The organism is Micromonospora sp. LA-10 (genome assembly GCF_051853095.1).
Lineage (GTDB): Bacteria > Actinomycetota > Actinomycetes > Mycobacteriales > Micromonosporaceae > Micromonospora > Micromonospora echinospora_A.
Map to the genome: position 1 here is coordinate 1,498,658 of NZ_CP195710.1, position 13,782 is coordinate 1,512,439.

Consider the following 13,782-nt stretch of genomic DNA (forward strand, 5'->3'; position numbering starts at 1 on the left):
CGGCGTCAGGCCGCCGCGGTGAGCTGCTCCAGCGGGGGCGGGTCGAGCGAGGTGGTGGCGACCACCTTCGGGAAGCGGCGGGCCAGCCGCCAGCCGAGCGTGATGGACAGCGCGTCGGAGGCCACGATCAGGTCGACCGGGTCGCGCTCCAGGTCCAGTTCGGACAGCCGCTTGTCGGCCAGCCGGGACAGCACCAGCGGGCGCACGTTCGAGTAAGCCTTCATGAACACGCGCTTGTGGAACGCCCGGCTCAGGCGCTCCTGCCGCCGGCTGAGCCCGCTCGCCGGGCCGCCGCCGGCCAGCCGGCTCAGCCCGCGGGCCACTCGCCGGGGCCCGCTGGTGACCACGATCCGCTCGGTGCGCAGCAGCGGATGCCGCTTCTCCGCGGCGCCGAGGGTGAACAGCCGCACGTTGGGCCGGCCGGCCAGGTCCGCCCAGTTCGTGTCGCTGAGGACCACCACGTCCAGCCGGGCGCCCTCGTCGAGGAGCCGCTCGGCCAGCGCCACGACCTTCTCGTGCGGTTTGTGGTTGAACGCCAGCAGCAGCGCCCGCGGCGTACGGGGCGCGTCCACCGGGGACGGCTGGTTCCCGGTTCCGTCGTCGAACGTCACGATGCGATCCTTCCCGCCTCGATCTTGCGCCTGACCATCGAGCGCAGCCTGGCCTCCAGCGGCGCCGTGACGGCCTGCCGGGTGAACGTGTCGGCGTGCGCGCGCGCCTCGGCGCGCTGCTTGGCCGACATGTCCCGGGCCGCCTTGCCGGCGGCGATCATCGACTCGGCGATGTCGTGGACGTCGAGGCTCTCCGGGTTGAACCAGAGGGGGTAGCCGGCCAGCACGTCCTGCGCGGCGATGCCGGGCGCGTGCACGGAGACGATCGGGCTGCCGCTCGCCATGTACTCGAAGATCTTCCCGGAGGTGACGTACCGCGCGCCGCCGGCCAGGAAGACCAGCACGTCGCTGTCCTGGTAGACCTTGCCGACCTCGGTCTTGGAGACCGGGCCCCGGTAGTGGATGCCGTACTCGGGCAGCGCGTGCCCCTGCTCGCCCTCGACCAGGCCGAGCCGCGCGATGAGGTCGGTCTTGCCCTGCTTGAAGTAGCCGAGGTGACCGTGGATGTTCAGCTCCGCGTCGGCCAGGTCGGGATGCCGCCGGGCGATCTGGAACGCCTCGGCCATCTGCTCCACCGGCTGGGTGCTGTTCATGGTGCCGAGGAAGGAGAAACGCAGCGGGCGGTCGCGGTCCGACTCGGACGGCGGCGTGGGCGCGTCGAGCTGGGTCAGCAGGTCCGGGTCCCAGCCGTTGGGGACCACCATCATCCGGTCCGCGGCGTTCGGGTAGCGGTCGGCGTACCAGGCCAGCAGCGGCTGGTTGACGAAGATCGACGCGGAGGCGTCGCGCAGGATCCGGCGCTCCCAGCGCCAGGCGGGGTGGCCCGGCTCGTACCCCGGCTCCTCGGTGAACATGTTCAGCGTCCAGGCGTCGCGGTAGTCGACGGCGAACGGCACGCCGGTGGCCTTGTGGATCATCCAGGCGGCGGCGAACGAGGCGAACGGGTTGCCGGTGGCGAGCACCACGTCGAAGCGCCGCCGGGCGTGCATCCGCAGCGCCTTGCGCACCGACGCCAGCGCCCAGGACAGGTAGTGCTCGGGGAAGAACTTCTTCAACCCGAAGTTGTAGAGGTTGCGGGCCAGGATCGGCGACATGCCCCGGAAGCGGCCGTAGGCGTGCAGGTCACGTTCCCAGGCGAAGTGGCTGATGTTGGGCCGCTCCACCTGGATCGACGGGTGCACGGTCTCGGCCAGCTGCTCGTCGACCGAGCCGATGACGCGGTGCAGGAACGACAGCGGCGACGCGAAGGCGGTCACATCCCAGCCGTGCTCGGCGAGGTAGTTCGCGGTGGCCCGGGCCCGGTACACGCCGCTGGCCCGCGACGGCGGAAAGTAGAAGGACAGGTACAGGATGCGCGGTCGGCGCGTCGGGCGCGTCATGGAGTGTCCCCCTGGGCGGAATCCGGGTCGGGTCGGTGCTGGCCATCGGTCGCCACTCCAGAGTAGTCGTAGCTGAAGCAGACTCTCGGGCTCGCGTGACCGCGTCGGCGCTCGATCAGGCGCACGGCGTACGGCATCGCCACCGGATCGGTGACGACGAGCACATCCACCGTGGGGCGCGCGCAGGCGCGGGCGAGAAGCCGGTCACGTTGGTCGCCGCGCATCCGCACGAACGCCCGGTGCGCCGGGTCGGCGAGGCGCCGCTGGAACGCCCGCTCGGCCCGCTTCGACACCTTCCGCAGCGGACCGCGGCCGATGGTCCGCAGCAGCTTGCGGGGCGCCTTGTACAGCGCCGCCTGTTCGACCCGGTCGGCCGGCAGCCGACGTTGCAGGGCGGCCAGGTCGATCACCCGCACGCCGGTGGCGAACGTCTCACGACTCCAGGGGCCCATCCGGTCGACGACCACAGTGGCGGCGCCCCCGTCGGCGATCACCTGACGGGACTCCTCCACGACCGCGCGCCGCCGGACCGACCCGACGGACAGGAAAAGGACGTGCATCTCACTCCATCAGCTGCGGGCGCCCGGCGTCAGACCGCCGGGTCGGCCTCGTCGGAGAACCACAGGCGGCGGTGCGTCTCGGCGACGGCTGCGTAGCCGTACCGGTCGGCGAGCGCCTTACGGGCGTGGGCCGGTTCGAGGTCGTCGGGGAACCGGGACCGCAGCCGCCGGTATCCGGCGACGATCGTCTCCGGGGCGTCTGTCACGTCGATCATCTGACCGGCGGCGTCCTCGATGCCGGCCAGCGTCCGCTCCGGACCGCCACAGCGGGTGACCAGGACGGGCAACCCGGCCGCGATCGCCTCGATGACCGCCACCCCGAACGTCTCGCGGCGGCTCGGGTGCACCAGCAGGTCGTGCTCCCGCATCAGCTCCAGCGCCCGCTCGGGCGGGACCGCCCCGGTGAACGTGACCGCGTCGGCCACCCCGAGCTCGGCCGCCCGGGCGGTCAGGCTCGCCAGCAGCGCACCCTCCCCCACCAGCGTCAGCGTCAGGGCCGGGTCGTCCTGCCGGCAGCGCGCGAACGCCTCCAGCAGCAGCGGTACGCCCTTGAGCTCGGAGAGCGCGCCGACGAACAGCCACCGGCGCAGCGCGGTGATCGGCGTCGGGCGGGGCCGGTCGAAGGAGATCGGGTTGGCGATCGCCCCGATCCGGTCCGCGTGGTGCGGGAACGCCTCGACCAGCGGGGCACGGACGCCCTCGCCGACGGCGAGGAAACCGGCGCACCGGTCGAGCACCTCGTCGTACATCTCCCGGCCACGGGCGGTCTCGAGCACCTTGTCCAGGAAGCTGGCGTGCTCGGTCACGAAGACCCGGGTGTCCGGTCCGGCGTTGCGGATCGCCGCCCAGCCGCTGGGCAGCCCGACGTGGGCGTGCACGACGGAGGCGGTGAGCGGACGGCCGCCGAGTGCCGCGCGCAGCGCCTCGTCGTGCCGGTCGGCGATCTCCGCGTGCCCCAGCCCGCGGGGCACCGGCACCGGCACGTAGACCAGGTCGGCGCCGCCGACGGTCGGGGTGCGGTGCAGCGCGTGGCCGAGCAGGACGCGGTGGGCGTCGCGGACCCGGCGCTCAGCAGCCGGATCGAGGGCGGCCACCCAGGCGTCGCAGTGATAGACGGTCATCCGGTCGGAAACCGGTGCGGTCGCGTCGACCATCGCCTGGACGAACGAGCCGCGGAAGGGCAGTTCGCGGGTCGGGAACCAGGGCGTGAGGACGACGACGTCCCGTGCTGAAGTTGCCGGCACCCGAACCTTCCTCGCCGCAAGTAGGGACCGCGCCACGTTAACATGCACCCACCGCGCTCGCCGACCACGCGTGTCGGCGTTGCGGCGCCCGCCTCCGCGATCGGAAGGACCCAGCCCAGATGGGCAGCAAGCTCGCAGCCGGCGTGCTCCGTCGCGTCACCGCCCCCCGGGTGGTGCGGCACCGCGCGGCGGCCCGTCTGATCCACGGCCTGGCGGCCGCGCCGCTGCTGCCGGCCGGCGCACGGTCGTCGCTGGCCCGCCGCCTGCGCGCCGGAATGGTCCGGGCCGGCTGGCCGGCGGCGGAGTCCCGGGCGGCGCTGGTCGCGGTGGCCGGTGGCGTGGACCCGGCCGCCCGCGCCGACCTGCTCGCGCAGGAGGCCGCCGACGAGATCGCCGAGGGGCGTACCCCGGCCCACCTGACTGCCGCCGTCTCGGCCGACCTGGCCGAGGCGGACCGGGCGTACGCCCGGGGCGACGGCGAGGCGGCGGCCCGGCGGCTGCACCGGGTGCTGCACACCCAGTTCCACCGGGTGATCCACTTCGACCAGCTCAGCTCACCGCTGGTGGACGATCCGGCGGCGTTCCTCGCGCCGCTGCACGACAGCGCCGTAGGGCGGGCGCTGCTGACGCCGCGCGGTCGCCGGCAGCCGGCCGCGCCGCCGCCGGCGGACCGGCCGCAGCGGGTGCTGCTGCTGCTCAACGGAAGCGCGCACTTCGTGCAGGCGATCCGCGAGCGGTACGAGGCACACCCCGGTGTGGAGCTGCGCTACGTGCGGCTGGACGACGACCCGGTGGCCGGGCCGCTGATCCGGCAGTCCAGGCGGATGACCGCCGAGGCGCTGCTGCGCGACACCGACTACGGCAGGCAGGTCGAGGACTGGCTGCGACCGCACCTGGACTGGGCCGACACGGTGTTCGTGGACTGGGCGGTGGCGACCGCGGTGATGGTCGGCCTGGTCGACCCCGGCGACACCCGGGTGGTGGTCCGGCTGCACAGCTACGAGGCGTTCGGCAGGTGGCCGAACCTGATCGACTTCAGCCGGGTGGACGACGTCGTCTTCGTCTCCGAGCACCTGCGTGACTTCACGCTGCGGGTGGCGCCCGGGCTCACCGGCGCGCACGCGCCGCGTACCCATGTGTTGTGCAACGCGATGGCCCTGGCGCCGTTCGCGCGGCCCAAGGACCCGGCGGCGCGGTTCACGCTCGGCCTGGTGGGCACCAGCGCGGTCGCCAAGGACCCGCGGTGGGCGGTCGAGGTGCTGCGGCTGCTGCGCGCCACCGACGAGCGGTACCGCCTGCTCCTGGTCGGCGGTGGGATCGACACCGGAATGAGCCGGGCGGCACGCCACTACGCGGCCGAGCTGGAGACGGAGCTGGCCGAGCTGGCGCCCTCCGGCGCGGTGACCCGGCTGGGCCACACCGACGACGTACCGGGTGTGCTGACCGGCATCGGCGTGGTGCTCAGCAGCTCGGTGCGGGAGAGCTTCCACTGTGCCGTGGTGGAGGGCGCCGCCAGCGGCGCGGTGCCGGTGGTGCGGGACTGGCCGTTCTTCGCCGGCGGGGAACACGGCGCGCGTACCGTCTTCCCGGCCGACTGGGTGGTCGGGACGCCGGCCGAGGCCGCCGCCCGGGTCCGTGCGGTCACCGCGGACGAGCAGGTCTGGCGGGCCGCCGGCGAGGCCGCGGCCAAGCACGCCGCTGCCACCTGGGACTGGTCGGTGAACGCCCCGTGCTTCGACCGTCTGCTGGGGATCGACAGCGTGTGACCGGCCCGGCCGGGCGTCGGTGACGCCCGGCCGGAGCCGGTGTCAGGCCGGGGTCGGCTGCAGGCCGCGCCCGTCACGGTCGGCGGCGGCCGGGCCGACGGCCACGGTACGGCCGTCCGCGGCGGCCTCCAGCAGGGCGGCGGCGACCTGGACGGTACGCAGGCCCTGCCGCAGCGTGACGATGTCGCTCTGCTTGCCCTCCACCGCGTCGCGGAACCGCTCGTGCTCGACCAGCAGCGGCTCCCGCTTCGGGATGGCGTAGCGGACCATGTCGCCCTCGGCCACGCCGCGGAACGCGCGCAGCGCCTCCCACTCGGTGTCGATGGCGGCGTTGGCGTAGAACGTGAGGTCGGCGGTGAGCGTGTCGGCCACGAAGCAGCCCTTGTCGCCGGTGACGACAGTGGACCGCTCCTTGAGCGGGCTCAGCCAGTTGACCAGGTGGTTGACCATCGTGCCGTCGGCGAGCTGACCGACGACCGCGACCATGTCCTCGTGCAGCCGGCCGCTGCGCGAGACCGTGCGGGCGGAGACCGAGGTGTACTCCTGGCCGGTCACCCAGGCGGTGAGGTCGATGTCGTGGGTGGCCAGGTCCATCACCACGCCGACGTCGGCGATCCGGTGCGGGAACGGGCCCTGGCGCCGGGTGACGACCTGGAACACCTCGCCCAGCTCGCCCGCCTCCAGGCGGGTGCGCAGGCTCTGCAGCGCCGGGTTGTAGCGCTCGATGTGGCCGACGCCGGCGACCAGGCCGGCGTTCTCGAACGCCTCGACCAGCCGGGTGGCGGCGTCGACGGACTGGGCGAGCGGCTTCTCGACGAGCGCGCAGACGCCGTTGGCGGCCAGCTCCATGCCGATCGGCTCGTGCAGCGCCGTGGGGCAGGCCACCACCGCGTAGTCGACGCCGAGGGCGAGCAGGTCGCTCAGCTCGGGTACGACTGGCGCGCGCAGCGTGCCGGTCACGTCGCCGGCCGGGTCGACCACGCCGACCAGGTCGACGCCGTCGAGGTTGGACAGCACCCGGGCGTGGTTGCGCCCCATGGCGCCGAGGCCGATCAGACCGGCCCGCAGCTTCCGTCCTTCGCTCACTGAGCTCTCCTTCGTTCGCGACTGCGGGGCTCGCAGACCCGGCTCACTCCTCGCGCTCACCGAGCACCGGCGGCCAGGTTCGCGCCCTCGGCGATCCGCTCCAGGTCGGCCGGGCTCAGCGACGGGTGCACCGGCAGCGAGACGACCTCGGCGGCGGCCCGCTCGGTCTCCGGCAGGTCCCAGGCGCCCGGCTTGCCGTCCACGAGGTACGGCTTGAGCCGGTGGATCGGGGTCGGGTAGTAGACCGCGTTGCCGATGCCCAGCTCGGTGAGGCGGGCCATGGCCGCGTCCCGGTTGCCGGCGACGCGCACGGTGTACTGGTGGTAGACGTGCCGGGCGCCGTCGGCGACCGGCGGGGTGACCATGCCGGTGATCGCCGAGTCGAGGTACTTGGCGTTGGCGCGGCGCTGCTCGGTCCACTCGCCGAGCTGGGTGAGCTGCACCCGGCCGATCGCTGCTGCCACGTCCGTCATGCGCATGTTGGCGCCGACGATCTCGTTGGCGTACCGCTGCTCCATGCCCTGGTTGCGCAGCAGCCGCAGGGTGCGGGCCAGCTCGGCGTCGGCGGTGCTGATCATGCCGCCCTCCAGGGCGTGCATGTTCTTCGTCGGGTAGAAGCTGAAGCAGCCGGCGGTGCCGAACGCGCCGACCGGGGTGCCGTTCAGCTCGGCGCCGTGCGCCTGCGCGGCGTCCTCGACCACGGCGAGGCCGTGCTGCTGCGCGATCGCCATGATCCGGTCCATCGCGGCCGGGTGGCCGTAGAGGTGCACCGGCATGATCGCGACGGTCTTCGGGGTGACGGCGGCGGCGACGGCCTCCGGGTCGAGGCAGAAGCTGCCCGGCTCGATGTCCACGAAGACCGGCTCGGCGCCGACCAGCCGCACCGCGTTGGCGCTCGCGGCGAAGGAGAACGAGGGGACGATGATCTCGTCGCCCGGGCCGAAGCCGAGCGCCATCAGCGTCAGCTGCAGCGCGGAGGTGCCGGAGTTGACGGCGACGCAGTGCCGGCCGCCGACCAGGTCGCCGAACTCCTCCTCGAACGCCGCGACCTCGGGGCCCTGCACGACCCGGCCGCTCCGCAGCACCCGGACGGCCGCCTCGATCTCGGCCTCGCCGATGATCGGCCGTGCGGGGGGAATGAACTCTGGATGCGGCCCGGCCATGGGGCTTCCTCCTGTCGACACGTGGTTCATGGGAGACATTTCGGGGGATGCTACCGCTCTGTCAGAAAAACAATCGGGTCGCGCTGATTGTCCGACTGGATGTGACCTTCTGTTCATGATCGACGACGGCCCTCCGGGGGCGACCCGGGTCAGACTTCCACCTCGTCGCGCACAGGCCCCACGCATGCTACCCGCAGGGCGGCGACGATCGCGGCCGCCATCCGGGGCACCTCGGCGGGCTCCAGCGGGGCCCGGGAGATCGCCATCCGCCAGTACACCGGCCCCACGATGAGGTCGACCGCGGCACGCCGGTCGGTGTCCGGGGACAGCTCGCCGCGCTCGACCGCCCGGCCGATCAGGATCCGGCCCACCGCCTGCTGGTAGTCGTCCAGCGCGGCCTGCAGCTTCTCCGCGATCTGCGGGTTGCGCGCCGCCTCGGCCAGCAGGTCCGGGATGATCTGCGCGGCCAGCCGGTGACGCAGCGCACGCGCCATCACGTGCAGCAGGATCTCCAGGTCGCCGATCAGGCTGCCGGTGTCCAGCAGTGGGATGTTGCGGCCCGCCACGGCGGAGACCATGTCCAGCACCAGGTCGAGCTTGGACCGCCAGCGGCGGTAGATGGCGGTCTTGCTCACACCGGCCCGGCGGGCCACCGCCTCGATGGAGAGGCGACCGTAGCCGACCTCGGCCAACTCCTGCATCACGGCGGTACGGATGGCGCTGGTGATCTCCCCGCGCAGCACCGCCGCGCCGGCCGGGGCACGCCTCTTCTCGGTCGTCACGTGGAACAATGTAGCGCAACGACGGTACGGTTGCGTCCCGACGTTCGGTGGACTACCTTCCATGCAGCAGCGAGGCGGCTCCTCCCCGCCGGGCCACGCTGGATCTGTTCACCGCAATGCTCCCCATCAGCACGAAAGATCGGAGCGCCTGATCATGGCCAACACCGCGGTGGCCGACCCCGAATCCGGACTGAGCCGGGCCGAACTGGCCCGGCGGTACGGGTTGCGGGTCGCCGGGGAACGACCACCACTGGGCGAGTACACACGCCGGCTGTGGGCGTACCGGCACTTCATGACCGCGTACTCGCGGGCGAAGGTCGCGTCCTCGCTGAGCAACACCCAGCTCGGGCAGCTCTGGCAGGTGCTGACACCGCTCACCAACGCGGCGGTCTACTTCCTGATCTTCGGCGTGATCCTGTCGCAGAACCGGAACGTGTCGAACTTTATCGCGTACCTGTGCACCGGCGTGTTCATCTTCATGTTCACCCAGACCGCGGTGTCCAACGGCACCAGCGCGATCACCGGCAACCTGGGCCTGATCCGGGCGCTCCAGTTCCCCCGGGCCGCGCTGCCGATCACCGTCACGCTGGTGCAGCTCCAGCAGCTGCTCATGTCGATGGTGGTGCTGGCCGCGATCGTGCTGTTCACCGGTGAGCCGGTGACCTGGCGCTGGATCCTGCTCGCCCCCACACTGCTGCTCCAGACGGTCTTCAACATCGGTCTCACCATGATCATGGCCCGGATCGGCTCCAAGATCACCGACCTCAAGCAGATCATGCCGTTCGTGATGCGCACCTGGCTGTACGCCTCCGGCGTGCTCTACCCGGTGGCGCTGTTCCGCCAGCACCTGCCGCACTGGGCCGCGAACCTCCTGGAGTGGAACCCGCCGCTGGTCTTCATCGAGCTGGCCCGCTTCTCGCTGCTCGACTCGCACCAGGCCAACCTGGTCAGCTCGCCGCCGAAGCTCTGGGCGCTGGGCCTGTTCTGGGCGGTCGTCATGGGCATCGGCGGGTTCGTCTACTTCTGGCGTGGAGAGAAGGAGTACGGCCGTGGCTGAGCAGACCCTGCCGCTGAACGCCGGTCCCGTGTTCGACTCGGGTCGCGTGCCCACAGTCGTGGTGGACGACGTGCACGTGATTTACCGGATCCACAAGGGCGCGAGCGGCGGCACCACACCGGTCTCCGCGCTCAAGCGGATCGTCTCGCGCACCAAGGCGCCGAACATCCGCGAGGTGCACGCCGTCAAGGGCGTGAGCTTCACCGCGTACCAGGGCGAGGCGATCGGCCTGATCGGCAGCAACGGCTCCGGCAAGTCGACGCTGCTGCGGGCCATCGCCGGGCTGCTCCCGCCGGCCCGCGGCGCGGTCTACACCCAGGGCCAGCCGTCCCTGCTGGGCGTGAACGCCGCGCTGCTCAACGACCTGTCCGGCGAGCGCAACGTGGTGCTCGGCTGCCTCGCCATGGGCATGCACCCGGACCAGGTCAAGAAGATCGCCCCGGAGATCATCGAGTTCTCCGGCATCAACGAGCGCGGCGACTTCGCCTCGCTGCCGATGCGTACCTACTCCTCCGGCATGGGCGCCCGGCTGCGCTTCGCCATCTCGTCGGCGAAGAAGCACGACGTGCTGCTCATCGACGAGGCGCTGGCCACCGGTGACCGCAAGTTCCGGGTCCGCAGCGAGCAGCGGGTCCGCGAGTTGCGCGACAGCGCCGGCACCGTGTTCCTGGTCAGCCACTCCATCGGCTCGATCCGGGACACCTGCGAGCGGACCATCTGGCTGGAGGGCGGCGTCCTGCGGATGGACGGCCCCACCAAGGAGGTCTGCGACGCGTACGAGGGCCAGAAGTAGCCCGCCGGAGCGCACCGGTCCCGGGATCGCCCGGATCGGTGCGCTCCGCCGTCCGCGTTAAGGTTTCCTCGGCCGTCGACCGAAGTTCACGATCCGGTCACCAGAGCACGCATCCCCCATCCACGCAGAGTGAGGAACGGCAATGACGCAGGACCACACCACCGCACCGGACGCCGCGCCGGCGAGCCCGGCACCCTGGCGCCCCGCGCGTACGGTGGCCGTGATCCTGGCCGGGGGGACCGGCACGCGCCTCGGGCTGGGCATCCCGAAGCAGCTCCTCAAGATCGCCGGCAAGCCGATCATCGAGCACACCCTCGCCGTCTTCGAGGGCGCGCCGGAGATCGACGAGATCATCGTGCTGATGGCCACCGGCCACGTCGACGACGCGCGGCGCATCGTCGCCGACGCCGGCTTCCGCAAGGTCACCAAGGTGATCGAGGGCGGCGAGACCCGCAACGACACCACCCGGATCGCGCTCGACGCGGTCGGCGAGGGCGACGTCAACATCCTCTTCCACGACGCGGTCCGCCCGCTGGTCAGTGCCCGGATCGTGCGCGAGTGCGTCAACGCGCTCTGGACGTACTCGGCCGTCGACGTCGCCATCCCGTCCGCCGACACGATCATCCAGGTCGACGCGGACGAGTGCATCACCGACATTCCGGTCCGATCCCGGCTGCGCCGCGGCCAGACCCCGCAGGCGTTCCGCTCCGGCACCATCCGCGAGGCGTACCGCCGCGCCGAGGGCGACCCCGACTTCGCCGCCACCGACGACTGCGGCGTGGTGCTGCGCTACCTGCCCGGCACGCCGATCAAGGTGATCGACGGCTCGGACGAGAACATCAAGGTCACCCACCCCGTCGACGTGCACCTGGCCGACAAGCTGTTCCAGCTCGCCGCCGCCCAGGCGCCCCGGCTGACCGACCACCGCAGCTACGCCGAGGAGCTGACCGGCCGGACCATCGTGGTCTTCGGCGGCAGCTACGGCATCGGCCACGACCTCGCCGAGCTGGCCCGCGGCTACGGCGCCCAGGTCTTCCCGTTCAGCCGCTCCACCACCGGCACCCACGTCGAACGCGCCGAGGACGTGACAGCCGCGCTGAAGACCGCGTTCGAGGCCACCGGCCGGATCGACCACGTGGTGGTCACCGCCGGCATCCTGGAGAAGGGCGCGCTCGCCGAGATGGACTCCGAGACGATGGACCGTCTCCTGCACGTCAACTTCGTCGGCCCGGTCACCATCGCGCGCCAGTCGCTGCCGTACCTCCAGCAGACCAAGGGCCAGCTGCTGCTCTACACGTCCAGCTCGTACACCCGGGGCCGGGCCCGCTACGCGCTCTACTCCGCCACCAAGGCCGCGCTGGTCAACCTCACCCAGGCGCTCGCCGACGAGTGGGCCGAGTTCGGCGTACGCGTCAACTGCGTCAACCCGGAGCGCACCGCCACCCCGATGCGGACGCGGGCCTTCGGCGAGGAGCCGGAGCACACGCTGCTCTCCTCCGAGGCGGTCGCGCAGGCGTCCCTGGACGTGCTGATCTCCGACCTGACCGGCCAGGTGGTCGACGTGCGCCGGGCCCCCGGCGAGCAGGCCGCCGCCGTACCGGCGCAGCCCGGCGCCGACCGGTCCGAGCTGTCCACCGGCGCCTGAGACCGACGGGACGTGCCAGATGCGTGGTGACCTGGTCCGCAAGCTGCTCGCCCGGGTACTGACCACCGGGCTGGCGGTGCTGGCCTTCCTCGTCGTGGCGCTCACCGGCGCCACCGGCTGGGGCCTGGCCCTGGCCGTCGCGGCGCTCGCCGCCACCGCCTGGGAACGCCGGGTCCGCCCGTCGGCCGACGGCCTCGCCGAGACGGTGCTCGTCGCCGCCGGCATCCTCGTCGGCTACGCCCGGCGCCTCGACGACGGCTTCGACCCGGCCCTCGCCGCCACCGCGCTCGTCCTGCTCGGCCTGGTGCTGCTGGTCGGCCCGCTGCGGCAGGCCGGCGCACTGGAGATCCGGGCGGCGAACCTCCCGGTCCGCACCTGGACGCCGCTGGTCGCCGCCCGGCTCGGCGACGCGCTGCTGGCGCTGCTCGCCGTGGTGGCGCTCGCCGCCGCCCTGACCCTGCCCGCCTGGTCGGCGCTCGCCGCCACGCTGCTCGTCGGCGCTGGCTGCGGGGCGGTCGCGCTCGACCTCGCACGTCGCCGGTTCCGGCCGCCCGCCGGCGGTGGCCCGGTCGGCCGCGCGCTGCGCCGCCACCAGCCCGAGTTCGTACTGCACTTCTCCGCGCCGCCCGGCTCGGAATACCAGGTCACCATGTGGCTGCCGTACCTGGAACGGATCGGCCGCCCGTTCCTGGTGGTGCTGCGCGAGCCGGAACTCCTGCCCGCGGTGGCCGCCGCCACCCGCGCCCCGGTGGTCCTCTGCCCCACCCTGAAGGCGCTCGACGAGGCGCTGGTGCCCAGCCTGCGCGTCGCGTTCTACGTCAACCACGGCGCGAAGAACGCCCACCTGATCCGGTTCAACCAGCTCACCCACGTGCAGCTGCACCACGGCGACAGCGACAAGGCCCCCAGCGCCAACCCGATCTCGGCCATCTTCGACAAGATCTTCGTGGCCGGGCAGGCAGCGATCGACAGGTACGCCCGCGCCGGCGTGGAGATCCCCGCCGACAAGTTCGTCGTGGTCGGCCGGCCCCAGGTCGAAGCCATCGAGGTACGCCGGGAGCCGGTCACCGCTTCCGCGCACCCGACGGTCCTCTACACCCCGACCTGGACCGGGCACCACGCCGACGCCAACTACTGCTCGCTGCCGGTGGCCGAGACGCTGATCCGCCGGCTGATCGACCGCGGGGCGGCGGTGATCCTGCGCGCCCACCCGTACACCGGCAAGAACCCGGCCTCGGCCCGCCAGCTCGCCCGGCTCACCGAGCTGCTCGCCGCCGACCGGGCCAAGACCGGCCGCCCGCACGTGTGGGGCGCCGCCGCGGCCCGCGAGCTGACGCTCACCGAGTGCGTCAACCGCGCCGACGCGCTGGTCTCCGACGTCTCCGGCGTCATCTCCGACTGGCTCTACTCCGGCAAGCCGTACGCGGTCACCGACACCGGCGCCGACGGCGAGCACTTCGTCGAGCGGTTCCCGCTCGCGGCCTCCGGCTACGTGCTGCGGCGCGACATGTCGAACGTGGACCAGGTGCTCACCGACCTACTCGACGCCGACCCGAAGGCCGCGCAGCGCTGGGCGGCGCGTACCCGCTACCTGGGCGACTTCCCCGCCGACGCCTACGCCGAGGCGTTCCTCGCCGCCGCCCGCCGCGAGCTGGAGGCCGACTGGGCGGTCCCGGCGCAGCGCGCCGTCGTGTAG

The 13,782-nt window shown here is 72.6% G+C and carries 12 protein-coding genes; 5 read left to right on the forward strand and 7 right to left on the reverse strand.

All coding sequences use genetic code 11. The annotated features are described in order from the left end of the window. Positions 1-5: 5 nt before the first annotated feature. From ACSDG8_RS06980 to ACSDG8_RS06995, 4 genes are read right to left on the reverse strand one after another with little or no spacing between them, the layout of a single operon-like run. Positions 6-611, reverse strand: a complete 606-nt coding sequence (locus tag ACSDG8_RS06980; protein ID WP_210894992.1) for a hypothetical protein — start codon at positions 609-611, stop codon at positions 6-8. Then, positions 608-1,990 carry a glycosyltransferase gene (locus tag ACSDG8_RS06985; protein ID WP_247678581.1) on the reverse strand — a complete coding sequence of 461 codons (1,383 nt, stop codon included), beginning with the start codon at positions 1,988-1,990 and terminating at the stop codon, positions 608-610. The genes ACSDG8_RS06980 and ACSDG8_RS06985 overlap by 4 nt, the downstream gene beginning before the upstream one ends. Next, a complete protein-coding gene (locus tag ACSDG8_RS06990) occupies positions 1,987-2,550 on the reverse strand; it encodes a hypothetical protein (RefSeq protein ID WP_210894993.1) in 564 nt (187 codons plus the stop codon). Before ACSDG8_RS06990 ends, ACSDG8_RS06985 begins: the two co-directional genes overlap by 4 nt. A 29-nt stretch (positions 2,551-2,579) precedes the next feature. Further along, complete coding sequence (locus ACSDG8_RS06995; RefSeq protein ID WP_307856205.1) at positions 2,580-3,794, reverse strand: glycosyltransferase; 1,215 nt, start codon at positions 3,792-3,794, stop codon at positions 2,580-2,582. A 119-nt stretch (positions 3,795-3,913) separates the two neighbouring features. Between ACSDG8_RS06995 and ACSDG8_RS07000 the strand changes: the two genes are divergently transcribed. After that, positions 3,914-5,560 (forward strand): glycosyltransferase, encoded by a 1,647-nt coding sequence (locus ACSDG8_RS07000; RefSeq protein WP_210894994.1) that lies wholly within the window; start codon positions 3,914-3,916, stop codon positions 5,558-5,560. 42 nt (positions 5,561-5,602) lie between these two features. Here ACSDG8_RS07000 and ACSDG8_RS07005 read toward each other — a convergent pair whose 3' ends face one another. The 3 genes from ACSDG8_RS07005 to ACSDG8_RS07015 all read right to left on the reverse strand — a co-directional run bounded on the left by ACSDG8_RS07005 (position 5,603) and on the right by ACSDG8_RS07015 (position 8,591). Beyond that, positions 5,603-6,598, reverse strand: coding sequence for a Gfo/Idh/MocA family protein (locus ACSDG8_RS07005; RefSeq protein ID WP_247678637.1), 996 nt, complete (start codon positions 6,596-6,598; stop codon positions 5,603-5,605). A 104-nt stretch (positions 6,599-6,702) separates the two neighbouring features. Next, the gene (locus ACSDG8_RS07010) at positions 6,703-7,809 is read right to left on the reverse strand and encodes a DegT/DnrJ/EryC1/StrS family aminotransferase (protein WP_210894996.1); all 1,107 of its coding nucleotides are present in this window, start codon (positions 7,807-7,809) and stop codon (positions 6,703-6,705) included. Positions 7,810-7,958: 149 nt separating this feature from the next. After that, the gene (locus ACSDG8_RS07015) at positions 7,959-8,591 is read right to left on the reverse strand and encodes a TetR/AcrR family transcriptional regulator (RefSeq protein WP_030499727.1); all 633 of its coding nucleotides are present in this window, start codon (positions 8,589-8,591) and stop codon (positions 7,959-7,961) included. 154 nt (positions 8,592-8,745) lie between these two features. Here ACSDG8_RS07015 and ACSDG8_RS07020 point away from each other — a divergent pair, with 154 nt between their 5' ends. The 4 genes from ACSDG8_RS07020 (at position 8,746) to ACSDG8_RS07035 (ending at position 13,782) form a co-directional block, all read left to right on the forward strand. Then, the gene (locus tag ACSDG8_RS07020) at positions 8,746-9,648 is read left to right on the forward strand and encodes an ABC transporter permease (RefSeq protein ID WP_210894997.1); all 903 of its coding nucleotides are present in this window, start codon (positions 8,746-8,748) and stop codon (positions 9,646-9,648) included. Further along, the gene (locus tag ACSDG8_RS07025) at positions 9,641-10,441 is read left to right on the forward strand and encodes an ABC transporter ATP-binding protein (protein WP_210894998.1); all 801 of its coding nucleotides are present in this window, start codon (positions 9,641-9,643) and stop codon (positions 10,439-10,441) included. Before ACSDG8_RS07020 ends, ACSDG8_RS07025 begins: the two co-directional genes overlap by 8 nt. A 142-nt stretch (positions 10,442-10,583) precedes the next feature. Beyond that, positions 10,584-12,086, forward strand: a complete 1,503-nt coding sequence (locus ACSDG8_RS07030; protein WP_210894999.1) for a bifunctional cytidylyltransferase/SDR family oxidoreductase — start codon at positions 10,584-10,586, stop codon at positions 12,084-12,086. A 19-nt stretch (positions 12,087-12,105) separates the two neighbouring features. Continuing rightward, on the forward strand, positions 12,106-13,782 hold the full coding sequence (locus ACSDG8_RS07035) for a CDP-glycerol glycerophosphotransferase family protein (protein ID WP_210895000.1): 1,677 nt from the start codon (positions 12,106-12,108) through the stop codon (positions 13,780-13,782).